Origin of the sequence: Pseudomonas fortuita (assembly GCF_026898135.2) — a bacterium.
In the GTDB taxonomy this organism is placed as follows: Bacteria; Pseudomonadota; Gammaproteobacteria; order Pseudomonadales; family Pseudomonadaceae; genus Aquipseudomonas; species Aquipseudomonas fortuita.
The window spans coordinates 5,077,724-5,099,620 of record NZ_CP114035.2 but is presented as its reverse complement, the minus strand read 5'-3'; the positions used below and the strand labels follow the sequence as shown (position 1 = coordinate 5,099,620).

18 protein-coding genes and 1 pseudogene are annotated in these 21,897 nt (G+C 62.5%); 9 read left to right on the top strand and 10 right to left on the bottom strand.

The features are described from left to right. Positions 1 to 265: 265 nt before the first annotated feature. Positions 266 to 1,117, top strand: coding sequence for a formyltetrahydrofolate deformylase (gene purU, locus OZ911_RS23335; RefSeq protein ID WP_016488894.1), 852 nt, complete (start codon positions 266 to 268; stop codon positions 1,115 to 1,117). A gap of 185 nt (positions 1,118 to 1,302) precedes the next feature. Here purU and gpgF read toward each other — a convergent pair whose 3' ends face one another. The 5 genes and pseudogenes from gpgF to OZ911_RS29060 all read right to left on the bottom strand — a co-directional run. Then, positions 1,303 to 2,295 (bottom strand): glucosaminyl phosphatidylglycerol flippase, encoded by a 993-nt coding sequence (gene gpgF, locus OZ911_RS23325; protein ID WP_070086934.1) that lies wholly within the window; start codon positions 2,293 to 2,295, stop codon positions 1,303 to 1,305. Continuing rightward, positions 2,292 to 3,056, bottom strand: a complete 765-nt coding sequence (gene gpgD / locus OZ911_RS23320) for an N-acetylglucosaminyl phosphatidylglycerol deacetylase (protein WP_016488892.1) — start codon at positions 3,054 to 3,056, stop codon at positions 2,292 to 2,294. Before gpgD ends, gpgF begins: the two co-directional genes overlap by 4 nt. Beyond that, a complete protein-coding gene (gene gpgS / locus OZ911_RS23315; RefSeq protein WP_016488891.1) occupies positions 3,049 to 4,170 on the bottom strand; it encodes an N-acetylglucosaminyl phosphatidylglycerol synthase in 1,122 nt (373 codons plus the stop codon). Before gpgS ends, gpgD begins: the two co-directional genes overlap by 8 nt. Before the next feature lie 212 nt (positions 4,171 to 4,382). Next, positions 4,383 to 5,147 (bottom strand): methyl-accepting chemotaxis protein, encoded by a 765-nt coding sequence (locus OZ911_RS29065; protein ID WP_371262295.1) that lies wholly within the window; start codon positions 5,145 to 5,147, stop codon positions 4,383 to 4,385. 141 nt (positions 5,148 to 5,288) lie between these two features. Next, positions 5,289 to 6,113, bottom strand: a pseudogene (locus tag OZ911_RS29060) (cache domain-containing protein); the annotation flags it as partial. 314 nt (positions 6,114 to 6,427) lie between these two features. Between OZ911_RS29060 and OZ911_RS23305 the strand changes: the two are divergent. Then, a complete protein-coding gene (locus tag OZ911_RS23305) occupies positions 6,428 to 7,903 on the top strand; it encodes a helicase HerA-like domain-containing protein (protein ID WP_023048374.1) in 1,476 nt (491 codons plus the stop codon). Positions 7,904 to 7,990: 87 nt separating this feature from the next. Here OZ911_RS23305 and OZ911_RS23300 read toward each other — a convergent pair whose 3' ends face one another. Further along, entirely contained in the window at positions 7,991 to 9,463 is a 1,473-nt protein-coding gene (locus OZ911_RS23300) for an inorganic phosphate transporter (RefSeq protein ID WP_024717454.1), read from the bottom strand. Positions 9,464 to 9,774: 311 nt separating this feature from the next. Further along, a complete protein-coding gene (locus OZ911_RS23295) occupies positions 9,775 to 9,975 on the bottom strand; it encodes a hypothetical protein (RefSeq protein WP_016488886.1) in 201 nt (66 codons plus the stop codon). Between the two features lie 475 nt (positions 9,976 to 10,450). Between OZ911_RS23295 and pcaR the strand changes: the two genes are divergently transcribed. From pcaR to pcaC, 7 genes are all read left to right on the top strand, one after another. Further along, the gene (pcaR, locus tag OZ911_RS23290; RefSeq protein ID WP_016488885.1) at positions 10,451 to 11,326 is read left to right on the top strand and encodes a pca regulon transcriptional regulator PcaR; all 876 of its coding nucleotides are present in this window, start codon (positions 10,451 to 10,453) and stop codon (positions 11,324 to 11,326) included. Between the two features lie 327 nt (positions 11,327 to 11,653). Continuing rightward, positions 11,654 to 13,000, top strand: coding sequence for a 4-hydroxybenzoate transporter PcaK (gene pcaK, locus OZ911_RS23285; RefSeq protein WP_016488884.1), 1,347 nt, complete (start codon positions 11,654 to 11,656; stop codon positions 12,998 to 13,000). A gap of 198 nt (positions 13,001 to 13,198) precedes the next feature. Then, complete coding sequence (gene pcaF, locus OZ911_RS23280; protein WP_016488883.1) at positions 13,199 to 14,401, top strand: 3-oxoadipyl-CoA thiolase; 1,203 nt, start codon at positions 13,199 to 13,201, stop codon at positions 14,399 to 14,401. A gap of 185 nt (positions 14,402 to 14,586) precedes the next feature. Further along, complete coding sequence (locus tag OZ911_RS23275) at positions 14,587 to 15,876, top strand: MFS family transporter (protein WP_016488882.1); 1,290 nt, start codon at positions 14,587 to 14,589, stop codon at positions 15,874 to 15,876. A gap of 9 nt (positions 15,877 to 15,885) precedes the next feature. Next, a complete protein-coding gene (locus OZ911_RS23270; RefSeq protein WP_070086944.1) occupies positions 15,886 to 17,238 on the top strand; it encodes a 3-carboxy-cis,cis-muconate cycloisomerase in 1,353 nt (450 codons plus the stop codon). Between the two features lie 11 nt (positions 17,239 to 17,249). Then, entirely contained in the window at positions 17,250 to 18,041 is a 792-nt protein-coding gene (gene pcaD / locus OZ911_RS23265) for a 3-oxoadipate enol-lactonase (RefSeq protein ID WP_016488880.1), read from the top strand. 10 nt (positions 18,042 to 18,051) lie between these two features. Next, on the top strand, positions 18,052 to 18,447 hold the full coding sequence (gene pcaC, locus OZ911_RS23260; RefSeq protein ID WP_016488879.1) for a 4-carboxymuconolactone decarboxylase: 396 nt from the start codon (positions 18,052 to 18,054) through the stop codon (positions 18,445 to 18,447). Positions 18,448 to 18,578: 131 nt separating this feature from the next. On the opposite strand, the gene OZ911_RS23255 is transcribed toward pcaC, so the two are convergent. The 3 genes from OZ911_RS23255 to OZ911_RS23245 all read right to left on the bottom strand — a co-directional run bounded on the left by OZ911_RS23255 (position 18,579) and on the right by OZ911_RS23245 (position 21,644). Beyond that, positions 18,579 to 19,085 (bottom strand): Mpo1 family 2-hydroxy fatty acid dioxygenase, encoded by a 507-nt coding sequence (locus tag OZ911_RS23255; protein WP_016488878.1) that lies wholly within the window; start codon positions 19,083 to 19,085, stop codon positions 18,579 to 18,581. A gap of 176 nt (positions 19,086 to 19,261) precedes the next feature. Then, entirely contained in the window at positions 19,262 to 20,185 is a 924-nt protein-coding gene (locus tag OZ911_RS23250; RefSeq protein ID WP_070086943.1) for a LysR family transcriptional regulator, read from the bottom strand. Between the two features lie 202 nt (positions 20,186 to 20,387). Further along, positions 20,388 to 21,644 (bottom strand): OprD family porin, encoded by a 1,257-nt coding sequence (locus OZ911_RS23245; protein WP_016488876.1) that lies wholly within the window; start codon positions 21,642 to 21,644, stop codon positions 20,388 to 20,390. Positions 21,645 to 21,897 lie beyond the last annotated feature (253 nt).

Here is a 21,897-nt window from a genome sequence, read left to right as displayed (position 1 = left end):
GTTCAGAAATGTGTGGAGCAATAATAGACAGGCGATAGTCGCAAGTAAACATGATATTGGGCGATTAACTGTTAATTAAGCTGTGACAATATTTCTCTACGTGAACAAAAATTTACTTAAAAACCCTGTTTTTCCACGTGTCTGTCAGGCAATGCCTGCGCTGTGTATGGCGACCGGCATACGCCATCGTGGCTGCGATCAATACTGCGTTTTTTCTGGCGTGCCGCTAGAATAGGCGCCTTTGCGAAGTTCTGGAGTCTCATTCATGCGCACCTATCGTCTGGTGATCGCCTGCCCCGACCGTGTCGGCATCGTGGCGAAAGTCAGTAATTTCCTGGCCTTGTACAATGGCTGGATCAACGAAGCCAGTCACCACTCTGACGAGCAGAGCGGTTGGTTCTTCATGCGCCATGAAATCCGCGCTGAATCCCTGCCGTTCGGTATCGAAGCCTTCCGCGAGGCGTTTGCGCCGATCGCCGAAGAGTTCTCCATGACCTGGCGCATTACCGACTCGGCGCAGAAAAAGCGTGTGGTTCTGATGGCCAGCCGAGAGTCGCACTGCCTGGCCGACCTGCTGCACCGCTGGCACACTGATGAACTGGACTGCGAGATCCCTTGCGTGATTTCCAACCACGACGACCTGCGCAGCATGGTCGAGTGGCACGGCATTCCTTTCTTCCACGTGCCGGTTGACCCCAAGGACAAGGCCCCGGCCTTTGCCGAAGTGTCGCGCCTGGTTCAGGAGCACGCCGCCGATGTGGTGGTGCTGGCCCGTTACATGCAAATCCTGCCGCCGCAACTGTGCCGGGACTTTGCTGAAAAAGTGATCAACATCCACCACAGCTTCCTGCCGTCGTTCGTCGGTGCCAAGCCTTACCACCAAGCCGCCCTGCGTGGCGTGAAACTGATCGGCGCGACCTGCCACTACGTCACCGAAGAACTGGACGCCGGCCCGATCATCGAGCAGGACGTGGTGCGTGTCAGCCATGCCGACAGCATCGAGGACATGGTCCGCTTTGGCCGTGATGTAGAGAAGATGGTGCTGGCCCGCGGCCTGCGTTATCACCTGGAAGACCGGGTGCTGGTGCATGGCAACAAGACTGTCGTTTTCGATTGATGATGCAGGGGCGCAAAGCGCCCCTGCAATCTTGAAAGGAACACTGATGGCCACACAACGCAACACCCCCAATGCCTCACCACCTCCCACTCTCGGCGAAGGTTGCCTGGCCCGCTACGACCCCGAAGCCCTGGATGATACTGACGGCACCGACTTCCCCGGCGCTGCCGAACTCTGGCAACAGCTCAACCCGCCTGACGCCGCCAGCGCTCCAGTAACGGACGCGCCAGCAGGCACACGAACACCGGCCCACCCGCCAGCAGGTAAAAGTAATAAGTAACCGCCCGCCATATCAGGATGGCCGCGGCGGCGGTAGAGCCGCCCACCCATGGCGTCAGCAGGCTGGCCGAGGTCAGCTCGGCGGCACCGGCGCCGCCTGGCAGCAGGCTGAGCTGGCCGGCGCTGAGCGACAGCATCTGCACCAGAAAACTGGGGATCCAGGCCAGGTCCACCCCCAATCCCCTCAAGACAAGGTACAACACGCTGTAGCGCAGAGCCCAGTGTGCACAGGTCAAGGTGAACACCAGGCTGAGTGTGCGCTTGGGCAGCTGCCAGGTTTGCGTCAGCGCTTGCACGAAGTGCAACAGCTTGCGCGCCCAGCGACGTTTGCGCCGCTGGCTCATGCCCAGGCGCCGCAGCAGCCTGCCGTTCAAGCGCATGACCTGACGGCGATAGCGTAGCAGCCCGACCACCCCGGCCAGTGCTGTGCACAGTAGCAGCGCACTGCCCAGCAACATGCTTTCCTGGCTGCGGCCCAGGCTGTGGAACAGCGCGTAGCCAGCTATTGCCAGCATGGCGCAGAAGAAGAACACCAGATCGTTCAACTGGTCCATGGCGAATACAGCGCCGCTGCGTGCCGCGCTGATGCGGTCACGTGCCAGGAGGGCCATCAGGGTCAAGGGCCCGCCGCTACCACCGGGGGTGGTGCAGATGGCAAATTCGGTGGCCATTATCACGCCCAGGCTACGCAGGGGCCCAAGCCTGGCTCCCTGCTGGCCGAGCAACAGGCGCAAGCGAATGGCGTTGATGGCCCAGCACAGCAGAATCATGCCCAGCAGGGTGAGCATCAGCACAGGATCGAAGCGTTGTAGCCTCGGCAGCAGCTCGCTGCCACCGAGCAGGATCGGCACGAGCACCGCCGCCAGCAGTGTCAGGCCCAGCCAGGCCAGGCGGTTCATGCGCTTGCCTTGCGGTCCAGCCAGGCCGACTTGGTCAGGGGCTCGCGGCCTTGAGCCAGCAAGCTGCGCAAGGTGTTCAGCCAGTAGTCCCGGGATGAACGGTGGCGCATGTCCACCGGGTGCAGGCCCAGGCGCAGGGTCTCGGCATTGCGCCACCGGTGGCATTGCCAGTCGCACAGCACCCTGGAAAGCCCTCGGCGCCACGCGCTGCGGGCACTCCACACCAGCCCCGGGGCTTCGATCGCGGTGAAGTCCGGCAAGCGGTACAGGTGCTGCGGCGTGCTGGTGTAGCGCAGGGGAAGGCGGCGCAGGGCCTGGCGGGTGCCTTCGCTCATCAGCCAGGCCGGCGCTACAAAGCCTGCTACAGGCCAGCCTTGCTGGTGGAACAGTGCCAGGCCGCGCTCCAGCCGTTGCAGGGCCTGCTGCTGGTCCAGGCCGTAGAATTCACCTTCGTGGGTGTAGATACGGCGCATGAAGTAGTCGCCGGGTGTGCGGGGCGGTGGGCTGTTGTCGGCATGGTAGTAGCCGTGCAAGGCCAGTTCATCGCCCTGGGCCAGGCGCCGGTCAAGGAGGCGGCAGAAGGTGGGCGAACGCAGCAGCAGGTTGCGCTGGTGAAAGTCTGGCACCACAAGCCAGGTCATGGGGACGCCGCCGAGGGTGTCGACGGCTTCGACGAAGGGTTGATAGTCTGGCCAGGTCTCGGGCGCGACGTCATGCAGCACCAGCATCAGGCTGCGCGACGCCGGCCATGCCTCAGCCATGGGCGCGCACCTGCAGTGGGTGGCCGAGCACCGCGTGGTAGTGCTGCAGGAGGCCGCACACCACGTTGTCCCATGAATAATGCTGCTCCACATGGCGGCGCGCCTGCGCCCCGAGTATACGTACGCCGGCCTCGAACGCCTCGCGCACGGCTGCCGCCATGGCGTGGCCATCATTGGGGCGGCACAGGCGGCCGCACTGTTCGTTGACGATTTCACTGAAGGCACCGGCGCGTACAGCCACCACCGGGATGGCGCTGGCCATCGCTTCAAGAATGACCAGGCCAAAGGTTTCCTGGTCCCCGGCGTGCACCAGCAAGTCGGCACTGGCCAGCAGCCGGGCAACTTCCGGCGCGGGGCAGAAGTGGTCGATCACGCTGACGTTGCGCGGCACATTGGCCGGCATGTTCGAACCCACCAGCAGCAGGTGGTAGGGGCTACCCAGCTGCTGCATGCAGTCGAGCAGCACTGGCAGGTTCTTTTCCCGCGAGCCGCGGCCGGCATAGATCAGCAGGCGGCTGGTGTCAGCGATGCCCAGTTGCGCGCGCAGGTGCGGGTCGCGCTGGTCTGGGTTGAAGGTGGCCAGGTCCACCCCCAGGCGCTGCACATGCACATCGCGTACACCCAGGCGGCGCAGTTTGTCGGCCATGACCTGGCTGGGCGCCAGCACCCGGTCGAAATTGCCATATAGCTTGCTGACGTAGGCCTCGACATTGGGCGTGAACCAGTTGCCCATGCGGTTGCTGACCAACAACGGCAGGTCTGAATGATAGAAGCCGATCACTGGCACATCGAGTTGACGCCGGGCCTCCAGCGCAGCCCAGGCGGTCAGATAGGGGTCGCCGACCTCGATCAGGTCGGGCTTGAGCCGTCGCAGTTCATTGCACCAGGGGGCCAGGCGCACCGGGAAGCGGTAACCCTTGCCGAATGGCAGAGGCGGGGCGGGCACCTGATAGATGCCATCGGCGTGCTGTGCACTGGCACCGGGTATCAGCAGGCTGTGGCGTACGCCGTGAATGGCGTCGAGGCGGCGGTGTTTGGCATCAAGATAGGTTCGTACGCCGCCGCTGGCCGGGGCATAGAACATGGTGATGTCGGCGATGTGCACGATCAGCATCCCTCCAGGATCATCTTCGGGCTTGTCATCCGGCGATGACGCGCCTACAGGTTGACCTGTGTGAAGGATAGTTTGTTCGATCGGGGTTTGGCGGCCCAGGGCTGAGGCGGGTGTTGGTTTCTTTGTGGGCACGCCCGCTGCCGCAGAGACTGCACAGACCTTGAGGTTTGTGTCAGCCGTTGCGGGAGCGGGCGTGCCCGCGAAACAGTGTCTTAGATGCGGAAACTGCCCACCAGGTGCTTCAGGCGGCCGGCCTGCTGCTCAAGGTCCGAGCAGGCGCGCAAGGTGGCTTGCAGGTTCTCCACGCCTTCCTGGTTGAGCATGTTGATCTCGTTGATGTCCATGTTGATTGCCTCGACCACGGCGGTCTGCTCTTCGGTGGCGGTGGCCACCGACTGGTTCATGCCGTCGATCTCGCTGATGCGTACGGTAACGCTGTCCAGCCGCTCACCGGCCTGGTTGGCGATCTGCACACTGTCCTGGCTGTGGCGCTGGCTTTGGTCCATGGTCTCGACCGACGCGCGGGCGCCCACCTGCAGCTCTTCGATCATGGTCTGCACTTGCTGCGCCGATTCCTGGGTACGGTGCGCCAGGTTGCGCACTTCATCGGCTACCACGGCAAAACCACGGCCGGCTTCACCGGCGCGGGCCGCTTCGATGGCGGCGTTCAGCGCCAGCAGGTTGGTTTGCTGGGAAATGCTGGTGATCACTTCGAGGATCTGGCCAATGTTGACGGTCTTGTTGTTCAGCGTCTCGATGTGACCGCTGGAGCTGACGATCAGGTCGGACAGGCGGTTCATTGCCGCAATGTTGCGCTCGACCACCTGTTGACCCTCTTCGGCCAGCAAGCGAGCCGAGCTGGCGTGCTGCGACGCCTGAGCAGCGTTGCCGGCGATTTCCTGGGCGGCGGCGCCCAGTTCGTTGATGGCGGCGGCCACGCTGTTGGTACGGTTGGACTGTTCGTCAGAGTTGGTCATCGACGAGTTCGAGGCGCTGATGACACGCAGGGCCACTTCGTTGACCTGCTCGGTGGCCGAGGACACTTCGGCGATGGAGCTGTGAATACGCTCGACGAAACGGTTGAAGGCGGTGCCCAGGATGCCGAACTCGTCGTGGTTGTGAATGCGCAGGCGTTTGGTCAGGTCGCCTTCACCCTCGGCGATGTCTTCCATGGCGCGGGTCATGGTATGCAGCGGCTGCATCAGCACGCTGATCAGCAGGCCAAGCAGGCCGATGATGATCACCACCGCCACCACCGTGGCGATCACCGCCGAGGTGCGGAAAGTGCTCAGCATCGAGAAGGCCTTGTCCTTGTCCACTGACAGGCCGATGTACCAGTTGGCCGAAGGCAGGCCGGTGATCGGGGTGAAGGTCAGCAGGCGGGTCTGGCCTTCGCTCTGCACTTCGGTCAGCTCACCGGTCAGCTTTGGCGTGTGCTGCGGGAACAGGTCCGACAGCGACTTCATCACCAGGTCTTGGTCAGGGTGCACCAGGATCTTGCCCTGGTCGTTCACCAGGAAGGCGTAGCCCATGCCGCCGAAGTTCAGCGAGTTGATGATCTGCACCAGGCCGTCCAGGGCCAGGTCGCCCCCGACCACGCCGACACTGCTGGAAACCTTGCTGAGGATGCCAATGACCATCTTGTTGGTGGTCATGTCGATGTACGGTTCGGTCAGTGTCGCGCCGGTGGCGTTCATGCCGTCCTTGTACCAGGGGCGGGTGCGCGGGTCGTAGCCATCGGGCATTTTTGCGTCCGGGCGCACGCTGAAGCCGCCGTCCACCTTGCCCAGGTAAACGGTGAGGAAGCTGGAAATCAACGCATTCTGGCCCATCAGGGTTTCGGCGTTGGTTGGGTTTTGGGCAATGTTCTGTGCCAGGTTTTCCACCAGCTTGATACGGCCATCGAACAGGTTGCGGATGTTGGTCGAAGTGGAGGCGCCCATTTCAGCGAGATAGTTTTCCAGGTCCGCGCGGATCGCATTACGCTGGAGGTAATCGTTGTAGAGCGTGAACAGGCTGAAGGCGAGTATCACGATCAATGATGCTGCCAAAAGAATCTTGTGGCTGAAACGAAGGCTTTTGTTCATGGCGTAATCGGTTCCGCTAAGGTGTTAAATCAGGCGTTCGCACGGGTGGAGCCGCAAAGCAGTGCAACATCCCGAAAAGTCCCTTTTCGGTTGTTCCTCTCTAATTAAGGCGAATATCACCCAAAGGTATCGGCCGAATTAAGGCAAAGCTTGAGCAGAGGATTGCAGAGATGTCGGAAACTTCGACCATAGTTGTGGGTGCTGGCCCAGATGGCCAGCCAGTCGGGCAAGCGATGCGGCTGGCCAACCGCCATGGCCTGGTGGCGGGCGCGACGGGTACTGGCAAGACCGTGACCTTGCAGCACCTGGCAGAAGCGTTCAGTGACGCAGGGGTGGCCGTATTCGCGGCCGATGTCAAAGGTGACCTGTGTGGGCTGGGGGCTGCCGGCGCGCCGCAGGGCAAGGTGGCCGAACGCATCGCCGGCATGCCGTGGCTGGGGCACACGCCTCAGGCCTACCCGGTCAGCCTCTGGGACATCGCCGGGCAGTCCGGCCACCCGCTGCGCACTACCCTCAGTGAAATGGGGCCGTTGCTGCTGGGCAACCTGCTGGAACTGACCGACAGTCAGCAGGCGGCGCTGTATGCAGCTTTCAAGGTGGCCGACCGTGAGGGCCTGTTGCTGCTGGACCTCAAGGACCTCAAGGCGCTGCTCGCGCACCTGAAGGACAACCCACAATTGCTGGGGGAAGACAGTGCGCTGATGACCACGGCCTCGACCCAGGCGCTGTTGCGGCGCCTGGCGACCTTGGAGCAGCAGGGCGCCGAGGCGCTGTTCGGCGAGCCGGCATTGCAGCTCGAGGACCTGCTGCGGCCAGATTTGGATGGCCGTGGGCGCATCCACCTGCTCGACGCCAGCCGGCTGGTGCATGAGGCGCCCAAGGTGTACGCGACTTTCCTGCTGTGGCTGCTGGCCGAGCTGTTCGAGCAGTTGCCCGAGCGTGGAGATGCCGACAAGCCGGTGCTGGCCTTGTTCTTCGATGAAGCGCACTTGCTGTTCAACGGTACGCCAAAAGCGTTGCAGGACCGCCTGGAGCAGGTGGTGCGGCTGATCCGCTCCAAGGGTGTGGGGGTGTATTTCGTCACCCAGTCACCGGGTGACTTGCCGGATGCGGTGCTGGCCCAGTTGGGTTTGCGCATACAGCATGGCTTGCGGGCGTTTACCGCCAAGGAGCAGAAGTCGCTGAGGGCGGTGGCCGATGGCTTTCGCCCGAACCCGGCATTCGACACCCTGGCGGTGCTGACCGAGCTGGGGATTGGCGAGGCGTTGGTGGGTACCTTGGAGGAAAAGGGCACGCCTGCCATGGTGCAGCGGGTGCTGATTGCGCCGCCGCAGTCGCGTATCGGGCCATTGAGTGCGGCCGAGCGAGCTGCGCTGATTGCTGCTTCGCCGCTGGTGGGGCGCTATGACAAGCCGGTGGACCGTGAGTCGGCCTATGAGAGGCTGACCCAGCGCAAGGGCGAGGCGTTGGAGCCGGCGCCGCAACCGAAGGTGGACGAGGAGAGCTTTGCCGACAAGGCCGGCGACTTCTTGCAAAGTGCGGCGGGGCAGGCGATCAAGTCGGCAGTGCGCCAGGCGGCCAATCAGTTGGGGCGACAGCTGGTGCGAGGGCTGATGGGATCGTTGCTGGGGGGCAAGAAAAGGTAGTTTGCCTGTACCGGCCCTATCGCCGGTACAGGAATGACTCCTGTGAAAAAGGCGCCCATGAGGCGCCTTTTTCTATTGCGGTGTCACTCAGCCAATGGCTTTGGATGCCAGCCAGAACAGGCCGGCGGCCAGGCCCATCGAAGCCGGCAGGGTCAGGACCCAGGCCAGCAGGATGGTCTTCACCGTGCCGCCTTGCAGGCCGCTCTTGTTGGCAACCATGGTGCCGGCTACACCGGACGACAGCACGTGTGTGGTCGATACCGGCAGGGCGAACACGTTGGCCATGCCGATGGCGCAGGCGGCAGTGATTTGTGCCGACATGCCCTGGGCATAGGTCATCCCCTGCTTGCCGATTTTTTCGCCAACGGTGAGTACCACACGCTTCCAGCCAACCATGGTGCCTAGGCCCAGAGCCAGGGCGACGGCCACGATCACCCAGAATGGTGCGTATTCGGTAGTGGCGGTCAGGTCTTTGCGGAGTTTTTCCAGGTCGGCCTTTTCACGGGCCTCGAGGCCCGGCAGCTTGCCGACCTTTTTCGCGGTGTCATCCAGGCACAGCAGGTAGCGGCGCACTTCAACACGTTTGTCGGCATCCAGGCTGTGGTAGTCGGTCACGCCCTGAAGCGAAGACTGCAGCGCGGCGATGGTCGGCTCGGTCTGCTGCGGGTTGCAGCTGAACTTCTCCGGCAGGTCGCTGGACTTGGCCTTGCCCAGTGCCAGGAATTCGCCCAGGGTGGCGGCGTTGCGCTGGTAGAACTGGCTCATGTGCAGGGTAGCGTCGCGGGTACGCTCGATCTGGTAGGTGGTGCTGTTCAGGTCGAGGACGAACTTGGCCGGGACAATACCGATCAGCACCAGCATGATCAGGCCGATGCCTTTCTGGCCGTCGTTGGAGCCGTGCACGAAGCTCACGCCCATGGCCGAAACCACCAGTACCATGCGGTTCCAGAATGGCGGGTGCTTCTTGTCGTCGAGTTTGCGACGCTGGTCGGGGGTTTTGTGCATCTTCGACAGCGGGCGCCACCACTTCAGGCCGATCAGCACCAGGGCCGCCACGGCAAAGCCGGCCATTGGCGAAACCACCAGCGACATGGCGATGTCGATCGCCTTCTGCCAGTTGACGCCATCACCCAACGGAATGTCGTTGATAAGGGCGTTGGCCAGGCCGACACCGAGAATGGAGCCGATCAGCGTGTGCGAACTCGAGGCCGGGATGCCAAAGTACCAGGTACCCAGGTTCCAGGTGATGGCGGCAGCCAGCAGCGAGAAGACCATGGCCAGGCCGTGTCCGGTGTTCACATTGATCAGCAGTTCTACCGGCAGAAGGTGCACGATGGCATAGGCCACCCCCACACCGCCGAGCAGAACGCCAAGGAAGTTGAACACACCGGAGAAGAACACGGCGAGGTGCGGCGGCATGGCTTTGGTGTAGATGACTGTAGCTACCGCATTGGCGGTGTCATGAAAGCCATTGATGAACTCGAAGGCGAGTACGAAGGTCAAGGCGAGCAGCAGGCTCACCAACACCCAGGCATCCAGTCCGCTGAATAAATCGATCATGAAGGTTGTCTGGCGGGTATAGGGGGGCGGGATTATGCCAGAAAACCTTGGCAATCGATGCACCTGCTACAGACCGATGGCAATCTTCATGGCGTGAGCATGGGATGCGCACTGCGGTAATCAGGCAGGAAAATGTCTGCTAAAAAGCGCAAAGCCTGGCGAAATCAGGCAAAAAAGCGAAGAAATGGCCGTTTCGTCATCATTCAAACGGTCGTATGAAATTTGTGAAAATCCATTTCATCTTCGGTCAGGCGGTAAAGATCGACCTCGCCCGGGCTGGCCGGGCGACGACGCGCTGGCGTGGTCCCGGGTCAGGGATTGTCGCTGCGCAGTTCCTTTTCAATGCGTTCAAGTTCCTGGTTGAACGCCTGGTCGCGCACGCTGGCACGTTTGCGCCAGGGTTTGCGTTCCGGATCCGGTTGTGCGGCGTAAGTGGTGACTTCACCACCGTAAACATCCTTGTAACGTTCAGCCTGGCGCTCGAGTTCTGCGCGCAGTTCATCTTTCGTCACATGCAGTACCTGAATTAAGTGTGATGACGTTTGTTATGCGATGTGCAGCGTGCACATGCCTGGCTGGCCGCAACGGCTAGATACAGCGGAATAAGCCGCTGCCATGCTAGCGCCCGGGCCTGCGCAATGATTATAGCAACCGATAATTCGCCGAACATCGTTATTTACCGAACCCTGACAGGACCTGACGCAACGAGTGGCAGGGGCGGAAAAAGTTCGGACGCTTCGTACAAGTTTGAAAGGCATGACGGATAAAAGTTCGCCGCAATGCCAGGGCGACGCCAGAATGAAAAACGGCCTCGCCAAGAGGCGAGGCCGTTGCCTGGGGACTTCTACGGTGGGTACCTGACCAGTCTCTCCAAAGAAGCCACAAGTGGCATGAGAAAGGTATAAGCAAACGTGTCAGCGGTCAATTGCGATTATCGGCCGTTTGTTCGATAATCGAACGAGTGGGCGTTTTTTTTTGAGGTGTGCGATGAGTGACGAAACCCTGGTCAATGATTCGGTCAATCCAGAACCGGCGCGACCCCCATCGGCCGCCATGGCCCCGCCGATCGTGGCTTCACCGGCCAAGCGCATCCAGGCGTTTACCGGCGATCCAGACTTCATGACCTCCCTGGCACGTGGCCTGGCCGTGATCCAGGCCTTTCAGGAACGCAAGCGCCACCTGACCATCGCCCAGATCAGCCACCGCACCGAAATCCCCCGAGCCGCGGTGCGCCGTTGCCTGCACACACTGATCAAGCTGGGTTACGCCACCTCCGACGGGCGTACCTATTCGCTGCTGCCCAAAGTGCTGACGCTGGGTCACGCCTACCTGTCGTCTACGCCACTGGCGATCTCTGCTCAGCCTTATCTCGACCGTATCAGTGACCAATTGCACGAAGCCGCCAACATGGCCACCCTTGAAGGCGACGACATTCTTTATATAGCCCGTTCGGCCACGGTGGAGCGGCTGATATCGGTCGACCTGTCGGTAGGCGGGCGCCTGCCGGCCTACTGCACATCCATGGGGCGCATCCTGCTGGCGGCCATGGACGACACCAGCCTGCGTGAATACCTGGAGCGTGCCGACCTGAAGGCGCGTACCAGCCGTACCTTGCATGACCCCGAGTCACTGTTCGCCTGCATCCAGCAGGTCCGCGCCCAAGGCTGGTGCGTGGTGGACCAGGAGCTGGAGCAGGGGCTGCGTTCGATTGCCGTGCCGATCTACGATGCATCGGGGCAAGTGTTGGCGGCGTTGAACGTGAGCACCCATGTGGGGCGGGTGACACGCAGTGAGCTGGAACAGCGCTTCCTGCCGATCCTGCTGGCGGCCAGCCGGGACCTTTGCCATCAGTTGTTTGGCTGAGATTGAAGGGGGCCGCGGAGCGCCCCCCTTTGACATTTAGAACAGGCAAAACGGTTTCTTGTGCGATAAACGCACAGTGTCGCTCCGGGCGAATTGCGCCACCGCCGCCCGCTGATTAATGTCTCTCGCAACGGTCGGCCATGCCGACCGAACAAAAAATACAAGAGGCACTTACCATGAATACTGTCCACTTGCTGCTGCGGCCGCACCCGCACGCAGTACCGTTGTATCCAGGCTGACGCAGGCCATATTCCCCCAATCATCGTCCTCTGTGCCGGTTGCCCGTGTGCAGTGGTCTGGCTGTGCCCAACATTCTGGACAACAACAATGAACCAAGCGCAAAACAACGTCGGCAAAAGCCTCGACGTTCAGTCGTTCATCAATCAGCAGCCGCTTTCCCGCTACCAGTGGCGGGTCGTGTTGCTGTGCTTCCTGATTGTCTTCCTCGATGGCCTGGACACTGCCGCCATGGGCTTCATCGCCCCGGCGCTGTCGCAGGAGTGGGGCATCGACCGGGCGAGCCTTGGCCCGGTGATGAGCGCCGCATTGATCGGTATGGTGTTCGGTGCCCTGGGCTCCGGGCCGTTGGCTGACCGCTTCGGCCGTAAAGGCGTGCTGGTGGGCGCGGTGCTGGTGTTTGGCGGTTTCAGCCTGGCCTCAGCCTATGCCACCAACGTCGACCAGTTGCTGGTACTGCGCTTCCTGACCGGCCTGGGTCTGGGCGCCGGTATGCCCAATGCAACCACACTGCTGTCCGAATACACCCCCGAGCGCCTCAAATCGCTGCTGGTGACCAGCATGTTCTGCGGCTTCAACCTGGGCATGGCCGGTGGTGGCTTCATTTCCGCCAAGATGATCCCGGCCTATGGCTGGCACAGCCTGCTGGTAATCGGCGGCGTGCTGCCACTGCTGCTGGCGCTGGTGTTGATGGTCTGGCTGCCGGAATCGGCGCGGTTCCTGGTGGTGCGCAACAGGGGTACCGACAAGATACGCAAGACCCTTTCGCCCATTGCGCCGCAGGTGGTGGCCGAGGCGGGCAGCTTCAGCGTGCCAGAGCAAAAGGCCGTAGCCGCCCGCAGCGTCTTTGCGCTGATCTTCTCCGGCACTTATGGCCTGGGCACCATGCTGCTGTGGCTGACCTACTTCATGGGCCTGGTGATCGTCTACCTGCTGACCAGCTGGTTGCCAACCCTGATGCGTGACAGCGGCGCGAGCATGGAGCAGGCCGCATTTATCGGCGCGCTGTTCCAGTTTGGCGGCGTGCTGAGTGCCGTGGGTGTGGGCTGGGCCATGGACCGCTACAACCCGCACAAGGTGATCGGCATTTTCTACCTGCTGGCCGGGGTGTTTGCATACGCCGTGGGGCAGAGCCTGGGCAACATCACCGTGTTGGCCACCTTGGTGCTGATTGCCGGTATGTGCGTGAACGGCGCGCAATCGGCAATGCCATCGTTGGCAGCACGCTTCTACCCGACCCAGGGCCGTGCCACGGGTGTATCGTGGATGCTGGGTATCGGCCGCTTTGGTGCAATTCTGGGGGCCTGGAGCGGCGCTACGCTGTTGGGCCTGGGCTGGAACTTCGAACAGGTACTGACGGCGTTGCTGGTGCCAGCGGCACTGGCGACCGTAGGTGTGATCGTGAAGGGGCTGGTAAGCCACGCCGACGCGACCTGAATAGCGAGGGGGCGCGTGCAGCGCTCCCAGCAGGTAGATAGGTAGCAGCGTAACAAATGGTTCGATAATCGCACGGATAGTCGATTATCGGATTGTAAGCCTACCGTCAGTCTCCTTAATCTGGGCTCATCGAAGCACCCTGACCAGTAGCCTCCACACGTACCGCCGCGGCCCATGGCCAGTGGCAGGAGAAGCCTAATGCGCGACGTATTTATCTGTGACGCCATCCGCACCCCCATCGGCCGCTTCGGCGGCGCGCTGGCGAGTGTGCGTGCCGACGACCTGGCCGCCGTGCCACTCAAAGCGCTGATCGAGCGCAACCCTGCCGTGCAGTGGGACCAGGTTGATGAAGTGTTCTTCGGCTGCGCCAACCAGGCCGGTGAAGACAACCGCAACGTGGCGCGTATGGCGCTGCTGCTGGCCGGCCTGCCGGAAAGCATCCCGGGTGTCACCCTGAACCGCCTGTGCGCGTCGGGCATGGATGCCATTGGTACCGCCTTCCGCGCTATTGCAAGCGGCGAAATGGAGCTGGTGATTGCTGGCGGTGTCGAGTCGATGTCGCGCGCACCGTTCGTCATGGGCAAGGCTGAAAGCGGCTATTCGCGCAACATGAAGCTTGAAGACACCACCATCGGCTGGCGTTTCATCAACCCTCTGATGAAGAGCCAGTACGGTGTGGACTCCATGCCGGAAACGGCCGATAACGTCGCCGACGACTACCAGGTTTCGCGCGCTGACCAGGACGCTTTCGCCCTGCGCAGCCAGCAGAAGGCTGCAGCGGCCCAGGCTGCTGGCTTCTTCGCCGAAGAGATCGTCCCGGTGCGCATTGCGCACAAGAAGGGCGAAACCATCGTGGAGCGTGACGAGCACCTGCGTCCGGAAACCACGCTGGAGGCGCTGACCAAGCTCAAGCCGGTCAATGGCCCGGACAAGACAGTCACCGCTGGCAACGCCTCGGGCGTGAACGACGGTGCTGCGGCGCTGATCCTGGCGTCGGCGGAAGCCGTGAAGAAGCACGGCCTGACCCCGCGCGCCCGCGTGCTGGGCATGGCCAGCGGCGGTGTTGCACCACGTGTGATGGGCATTGGCCCGGTGCCAGCGGTGCGTAAGCTGACCGAGCGCCTGGGGGTGGCGGTGAGTGATTTCGACGTGATCGAGCTCAACGAAGCCTTTGCCAGCCAAGGCCTGGCGGTGCTGCGTGAGCTGGGTGTGGCCGACGATGCACCGCAGGTGAACCCTAATGGCGGCGCGATCGCCCTGGGGCACCCGCTGGGCATGAGCGGTGCGCGCCTGGTGCTGACTGCGCTGCATCAGCTGGAGAAAAGTGGCGGGCGCAAGGGCCTGGCGACCATGTGTGTAGGTGTCGGCCAAGGTCTGGCGCTGGCCATCGAGCGGGTTTGACCTGTACCGGCCCTATCGCGGGCAAGCCCGCTCCTACAAGGAACCACGCTCTCCCTGTAGGAGCGGGCTTGCCCGCGATAGGGCCGGTAGCTTCGACATAAGGCCAATTGCCAGCCAGATAGCGGAACGAGTGTGTTACCAGGTATGTCTAGACTTACCTAGTACCCTCCAGGAGTAAACCCGTCATGACCTCAACCTATTACACCGGCGAAGAACGCAGCAAGCGCATCTTCGCTATCGTCGGTGCCTCATCAGGCAACCTGGTGGAATGGTTCGACTTCTACGTCTACGCCTTCTGCGCAATCTACTTCGCCCCGGCTTTTTTCCCCTCCGACGACCCGACCGTGCAGTTGTTGAACACGGCCGGCGTGTTCGCCGCAGGTTTTTTGATGCGCCCCATCGGTGGCTGGATCTTCGGCCGCCTCGCTGACCGACATGGTCGCAAGAATTCGCTGATGATCTCGGTGCTGATGATGTGCTTCGGCTCTTTGATGATCGCCTGCCTGCCCACCTATGGCAGCATTGGCACCTGGGCGCCAGCGTTGCTGTTGCTGGCCCGCCTGATCCAGGGCTTGTCGGTGGGGGGGGAATACGGCACCACCGCCACTTACATGAGTGAAGTGGCCCTTCGTGGCCAGCGCGGCTTTTTTGCTTCGTTCCAGTACGTCACCCTGATTGGCGGCCAGTTGCTGGCGGTGCTGGTGGTGGTCATCCTGCAACAGCTGCTGACCGAAGACGAACTGCGGGCCTGGGGCTGGCGCATTCCGTTCGTGGTGGGGGCCATTGCCGCCCTTATCTCGCTGATGTTGCGCCGTTCGCTGCACGAAACCAGCAGCGCCGAAACCCGCAATGACAAGGATGCAGGCTCGATCGGTGGCCTGTTCCGCAACCATGCAGCGGCCTTCATTACCGTGCTTGGCTACACCGCTGGTGGCTCGCTGATCTTCTACACCTTCACCACCTACATGCAGAAGTACCTGGTCAACACCGCTGGCATGACGGCGAAAAACGCCAGCTACGTGATGACCGGCGCGCTGTTCCTGTTCATGGTGCTGCAGCCGTTCTTCGGCATGCTGTCCGACCGCATCGGCCGGCGCAATTCGATGCTGCTGTTCGGCGCCCTCGGTACCCTGTGCACTGTACCGCTGCTGATGGCGCTGAAAACCGTCACCAGCCCGTTCATGGCCTTCGTACTGATCAGCCTGGCATTGTGTATCGTCAGCTTCTACACCTCGATCAGCGGCCTGGTGAAGGCGGAGATGTTCCCGCCACAGGTGCGTGCACTGGGTGTGGGCCTGGCCTATGCAGTCGCCAACGCGGCATTCGGCGGCTCTGCCGAGTACGTGGCCCTGGGCCTGAAGACCCTGGGTATGGAAAACACTTTCTACTGGTACGTGACGGCCATGATGGCAATTGCCTTCCTGTTCAGCCTGCGCCTGCCCAAGCAGGCCGCGTACCTGCACCACGATGACTAAGGACGTGGCATGACCAACCAACTGTTCGACGCCTACTTCACCGCGCCGGCCATGCGCGAGATTTTCTCCGACCGTGGCCGCCTGCAGGGCATGCTCGATTTCGAAGCCGCACTGGCCCGTGCCGAAGCCGCTGCCGGGCTGGTCCCGCACAGCGCCGTGGCTGCCATCGAAGCGGCATGCCAGGCCGAGCGCTATGACGTTGGTGCGCTAGCCAATGCCATCGCTACCGCTGGCAACTCGGCAATCCCGCTGGTGAAGGCGTTGGGCAAGGTGATTGCCAGTGGCGTGCCCGAGGCCGAGCGCTATGTGCACTTGGGCGCCACCAGCCAGGATGCGATGGACACCGGGTTGGTCCTGCAGTTGCGCGATGCCCTCGACCTGATCGAAGCCGACCTGGGTAAACTGGCCGATACCCTGTCGCAGCAGGCCTTGAAGCATGCTGATACGCCGTTGGTAGGTCGCACCTGGTTGCAACATGCCACCCCGGTGACCCTGGGCATGAAACTGGCCGGCGTGCTGGGTGCATTGACCCGTCACCGCCAGCGCCTGCGGGAACTGCGCCCGCGTTTGCTGGTGCTGCAGTTTGGCGGCGCGTCGGGCAGCCTGGCCGCCTTGGGCAGCAAGGCGATGCCGGTGGCCGAGGCCCTGGCCGAGCAGCTGAAGCTGACCCTGCCTGAACAACCCTGGCACACCCAGCGTGATCGCCTGGTGGAGTTTGCCTCGGTGCTGGGCCTGGTGGCCGGCAGCCTGGGCAAGTTCGGCCGCGATATCAGCTTGCTGATGCAAACCGAGGCTGGGGAGGTGTTCGAGCCTTCTGCGCCGGGCAAGGGCGGCTCTTCGACCATGCCGCACAAGCGCAACCCGGTGGGCGCTGCGGTGCTGATTGGTGCGGCTACCCGTGTGCCGGGGCTGGTGTCGACGCTGTTCGCTGCCATGCCCCAAGAACATGAGCGCAGCCTTGGCCTGTGGCATGCAGAATGGGAAACCCTCCCGGATATCTGCTGCCTGGTCTCCGGCGCGCTGCGCCAGGCCCAGGTCATTGCCGAGGGCATGGAAGTGGACGCAGCGCGCATGCGCCGTAACCTCGACCTGACCCAAGGGCTGGTGCTGGCAGAAGCGGTGAGTATTGTGCTTGCCCAGCGCCTGGGCCGCGACCGTGCCCACCACCTGCTCGAACAATGCTGCCAGCGCGCGGTGGCCGAGCAGCGCCACTTGCGTGCTGTGCTGGGTGACGAACCGCAGGTCAGTGCCGAGCTGTCTGCCGAAGAACTTGATCGCCTGCTCGACCCTGCCCATTACCTGGGCCAGGCCCGCGTCTGGGTGGCGCGCGCCGTATCCGAACATCAACATTTCACTGCCTGAAGGAGACTGCTGTGGCGCATTTGCAACTGGCCGATGGCGTTTTGAACTACCAGATCGATGGCCCGGAAAACGCCCCGGTGCTGGTCCTGTCCAACTCGCTGGGCACCGACCTGGGCATGTGGGACACCCAGATTCCCTTGTGGAGCCAGCACTTTCGTGTACTGCGCTACGACACCCGTGGCCACGGTGCCTCGTTGGTCACGGAAGGCCCCTACAGCATCGAGCAATTGGGTCGTGACGTGCTGGCGCTGCTTGACGGCCTGGACATTCAGAAAGCGCACTTTGTCGGCCTGTCGATGGGTGGCCTGATTGGCCAGTGGCTGGGCATCAACGCCGGCCAGCGCCTGCACAGCCTGACCCTGTGCAACACCGCCGCCAAGATCGCCAGTGACGAGGTGTGGAACCCCCGTATCGACACCGTGCTCAAGGGTGGCCAGCAGGCCATGGTCGACCTGCGCGATGGCTCTATCGCCCGCTGGTTCACCCCAGGCTTTGTCCAGGCCCAGCCTGAGCAAGCCCAGCGCATTTGCCAGATGCTGGCGCAAACCAGCCCGCAAGGTTATGCCGCCAACTGCGCAGCGGTGCGTGATGCCGATTACCGTGAACAACTGGGCCGCATCCAGGTGCCCGCGCTGATCGTTGCCGGTACACAAGACGTGGTCACCACCCCTGAGCATGGCCGCTTCATGCAGGCCGGTATCCAAGGTGCCGAGTACGTAGACTTCCCGGCAGCGCACCTGTCCAACGTCGAAATCGGGGAGGCGTTCAGCCGCCGTGTGCTCGACTTCCTGCTGGCTCACTGAGGAAAACGCCATGGATGAGAAACAACGTTACGACGCCGGCATGCAAGTGCGCCGTGCGGTGCTTGGCGATGCCCACGTGGACCGCAGCCTGGAAAAGCTCAATGACTTCAATGGCGAGTTCCAGGAGATGATCACCCGCCACGCCTGGGGTGATATCTGGACCCGCCCGGGCCTGCCCCGTCACACCCGCAGCCTGATCACCATTGCCATGCTGATCGGCATGAACCGTAACGATGAGCTGAAACTGCACCTGCGCGCGGCGGCCAACAATGGCGTGACCCGTGACGAGATCAAGGAAGTGCTGATGCAGAGTGCCATCTATTGCGGCATTCCGGCAGCCAACGCCACGTTCCACCTGGCTGAGTCGGTGTGGGATGAACTGGGTGTCGAGTCTCGGCAGCAGTAATACCTGCGCTGGCCCTAACGCCGGCAAGCCAGCTCCCACAGGGATTGCATCAGGCCTGAGGGCAGTGCATTCCCCGTGGGAGCTGGCTTGCCGGCGATAGGGCCATCCAATGCTTACATAACCGTGTTCTTCTAACGCATGGCTACCGGGCCTGCGTTGTTTTCTACGGCCTGTTTCAGGTTCGGGCACAGGCCCAGCATGAACGCTGCTTCTGCCACCACGAACAGTGGCCCGATGATCAGGCCGCTGATATCGTCGACAAATGCAGGTTTGCGGCCTTCGTAGTAATGGCCGACGAACTGGATGATCCAACCCGCCACGAATGCCGCCAGGCCGGTGCTAAGCCACAGCGTAGTTGTCTGCACGGCCAGCACCTGGCCGACCCACAGGCACAGGCCCAGCAGCAACCCCATCACCAGGCCGAACCGCAGGTCCAGGCGCAGGTAGAACCACACCGAGGCCGCCGCTGCCAGCAGGGCAGGGGACAACCACATGCCAGCCACCTCCCCGCCAGGGCGTGACAGCAGGATGGTGACTGCCAGCACGATCAGCGGGATGCCGACGAAGTGGGTGGCAATGTTGCGTGGGTCGCGGTGGTAGCTGGCGTATTGGCTCAGGTGGTCGACGAGGGTTTTCATTGTTGTGCCTCCCTGGTGTGCCTGATCTAGGTGTATTGCCAGTGCCGGCCCTTTCGCGGGTGAACCCGCTCCCACAGGGATCCACGAAACCCTGTGGGAGCGGGTTCACCCGCGAAAGGGCCGGCCTTGGCAACCCATATAGCTCAGGATAGCCCGCAGCCACCACTATCATCAGCTCAGCGAATGGCAGCAGCCCGCACTGGCGTATCCAGCCCCACCAGTGTCTCGATCATCGCCCGCGCCGCCGGCGACAACCGGTAACCGCTACGGCTGACCACCCCGCAACGCACGCTCAGTACCTCCAGCGCCGGCGGCAGGTTGCGCCAGTGCAGGCGCACCAGGGTGCCAGCCGCAAGGTCATCGGCCACGGCCTCCTCGCTGGCCGTGCCGATAGCGTTGCTGGCCTGCACCACGCTGCGCAGTATGGCCAGGTGCTCGGTTTGCAGGTGCGGGATGAAATCGCTGCGCCCACTCAGGTTGGCCAGGCGCTTGCGCACGCCGGGGGCGAGCAGGGCGCTGGCCAGTGGATAGCTGAACAGGTCGTTGGTCGAGAGGCTGTCCTTGGCCAGTAATGGGTGCCCCGGGCGGCAGAAAAACAGGCCGGGGCGTGGCGACAGGGGCTCGGTATGGAAGTTGGGGTCGGCTTCGAACGGTCGGATATCGTCGACGAAAAACTCGATCTGTTCGCGGCGCAGGGCCTGGCCCAGGCGTTCGGCATTGTCCACCAGCAGCGAGTTGCGGATGCCGGGGTGGTGCTCGATGAAGTGGCGCAAGGCGTCGGGAACCAGGCGTACCGCCAGCGCCGGGCCACTGCCGAAATGCAGCTCGCCGGCGTCAAGCTTGGTCATTTGCAGCACTTCGTTACTCAGTTGTGCTGCGCCCTGCACCAGGCGGCGGGCGTGTTGCAGCACCACCAGGCCCTCGGGCGTTGGCAGCAGCGCCTTGCTGGCGCGGTCTACCAGCGGGCAGCCAAACGTGTGTTCCAGGCTCTGGATGGCGCGGCTGAAGGCGGGTTGAGTGATGCCCATGGCCTCGGCGGCACGGACGAAACTGCGGTATTCGGTAAGGGCAATGAAGTAGCGCAGCTGGCGGAGGTCCATGTCACGGCTCTGGGGCGGGGATCAGGGCCCTATTCAAGCTGTTACAGCTTATGTCGTCAAAGAAGGTTTATGGATTTGATTATTTCTTTTGGTTATTTCAAAGGGCCTTTGGCCTCTTCGCGGGCACGCCCGCTCCCACAGGAGCAGCACAGCGTCTGAAAGCTGTGCCGGTCCTGTGGGAGCGGGCGTGCCCGCGAAGCATTCAAAGGAGATTCAGCGGGTAACTCACAATCAGCCGGTTCTCATCAAAGGCGTTGGTGCTGAAGTCCCGGCGCATGGTGGAGTTGCGCCATTTCACCGACAGGTCCTTGAAGCTGCCTGACTGCACCACATAGGCCAGTTCGGTCTCGCGAGCCCATTCCTTGCCGTCATCCACGCTGCCCACGGTGACGTTTTCACCCTTGATATAGCGGTTCATCAGGGTCAGCCCAGGCACGCCAACGGTTGCGAAGTTGAAGTCATGGCGCAGCTGCCAGGAGCGCTCCTTGGCGTTGTCGAAGCTGGAGTTGTAGCTATCGTTGGCCAGGGTGCCGCCACTGGTACCGTTGACCCGCATCCAGGCATCGTCGCCGCTGACCTTCTGCAGGCCCACGTAGAAGGTGTGGCCCTGGTAGCGCGCCGAAAGCATGGCGGAGGCGGTGCGGTTGTCCAGCTTGCCGGCGCGCTCTGCGCCGTCTTCCTTGCCGATGAAGTAGCCCAGGTTGGCGCCCAGGGTCCAGTCGCCGAGCGGCTGGCTGTGGGTCAGATTGAGGTATTGCTGGTGGTAGATGTCTTTGAGCTGGGCATCCCACAGGCCGATCATGGTGCGCTTGTCGTTGAAGGTGTACTCGCCGCCGCCGAAGTTGAAACGATCGGAGGTGAACGCACCTTTGCCGTTCATCGACATGTCTTCCATGCTGGCGTCGTTGCGCGGGCTATTGCCGCGGAACTGGCCGGCGTACAGCGTCAGGCCGGCTATTTCCTTGGAGGTCAGCTGGCCACCGCGGAAGGTCTGCGGCAGCGAGCGGCCATCGTCCGAGCGCAGGATGGGTAACACCGGCATCCATTCACCGACTTTCAGCTCGGTTTCGGACAGCTTGGCTTTCAGTGCCACACCCAGGCGGCCAAAGTCATCGGCCGGGCGGCCGTCGTCATGCACGGGCAGCAGTTGAGTGTTGGTGGTGCCTTTGCCGCCGTCGAGCTTCACCGAGTACAGGCCCAGCACGTCCACCCCGAACCCGACGGTGCCTTGGGTGAAGCCGGAGCGGGCGTCGAGAATGAAGCTTTGCGTCCATTCTTCGGCCTTGCCCTGCGGGTGGGCCGGGTCGACGAAGTTGCGGTTGATGTAGAAGTTGCGCAGGTTGAGGGTGGCCTTGGCGTCCTCCATGAAACCACCTTCGTTGGCGGCGAACACGGGGAGGGCGCAGGACATGGCCAACAGGCCGGGCAGCAGCTGGCGTGCGGGTTGCAAAGTGCTCATCTGTCGTGGATCTCTTGTTTTTATGGGGCGAGCCGGTGCACTGCTGGATCGAGCCTGCAGGTGCGGGTCTTTTCTTGATGAACTTGGGCAACGTTGCGTGAGGGGATGTTGCGGGGTCTTGCGGGGGTGAGGCAATTCGCCACAAACGGAACGGGGCGATAATCGAACGGAATGTTCCAGTTGGTTAATTAATTTCCTGGTCCGAGCGCTTCGCGGCGGAACAGGCCGCGGATAACAAAAAAAGCCCACCGCG

Bases quoted from the DNA above. Each gene is read 5' to 3' on its own strand.
- purU (WP_016488894.1), top strand. From the start codon at position 266: ATGCGCACCTATCGTCTGGTGATCGCCTGCCCCGACCGTGTCGGCATC.
- gpgF (WP_070086934.1), bottom strand. From the start codon at position 2,295: ATGAACCGCCTGGCCTGGCTGGGCCTGACACTGCTGGCGGCGGTGCTC.
- gpgD (WP_016488892.1), bottom strand. From the start codon at position 3,056: ATGGCTGAGGCATGGCCGGCGTCGCGCAGCCTGATGCTGGTGCTGCAT.
- gpgS (WP_016488891.1), bottom strand. From the start codon at position 4,170: ATGCTGATCGTGCACATCGCCGACATCACCATGTTCTATGCCCCGGCC.
- OZ911_RS29065 (WP_371262295.1), bottom strand. From the start codon at position 5,147: ATGACCAACTCTGACGAACAGTCCAACCGTACCAACAGCGTGGCCGCC.
- OZ911_RS23305 (WP_023048374.1), top strand. From the start codon at position 6,428: ATGTCGGAAACTTCGACCATAGTTGTGGGTGCTGGCCCAGATGGCCAG.
- OZ911_RS23300 (WP_024717454.1), bottom strand. From the start codon at position 9,463: ATGATCGATTTATTCAGCGGACTGGATGCCTGGGTGTTGGTGAGCCTG.
- pcaR (WP_016488885.1), top strand. From the start codon at position 10,451: ATGAGTGACGAAACCCTGGTCAATGATTCGGTCAATCCAGAACCGGCG.
- pcaK (WP_016488884.1), top strand. From the start codon at position 11,654: ATGAACCAAGCGCAAAACAACGTCGGCAAAAGCCTCGACGTTCAGTCG.
- pcaF (WP_016488883.1), top strand. From the start codon at position 13,199: ATGCGCGACGTATTTATCTGTGACGCCATCCGCACCCCCATCGGCCGC.
- OZ911_RS23275 (WP_016488882.1), top strand. From the start codon at position 14,587: ATGACCTCAACCTATTACACCGGCGAAGAACGCAGCAAGCGCATCTTC.
- OZ911_RS23270 (WP_070086944.1), top strand. From the start codon at position 15,886: ATGACCAACCAACTGTTCGACGCCTACTTCACCGCGCCGGCCATGCGC.
- pcaC (WP_016488879.1), top strand. From the start codon at position 18,052: ATGGATGAGAAACAACGTTACGACGCCGGCATGCAAGTGCGCCGTGCG.
- OZ911_RS23255 (WP_016488878.1), bottom strand. From the start codon at position 19,085: ATGAAAACCCTCGTCGACCACCTGAGCCAATACGCCAGCTACCACCGC.
- OZ911_RS23250 (WP_070086943.1), bottom strand. From the start codon at position 20,185: ATGGACCTCCGCCAGCTGCGCTACTTCATTGCCCTTACCGAATACCGC.
- OZ911_RS23245 (WP_016488876.1), bottom strand. From the start codon at position 21,644: ATGAGCACTTTGCAACCCGCACGCCAGCTGCTGCCCGGCCTGTTGGCC.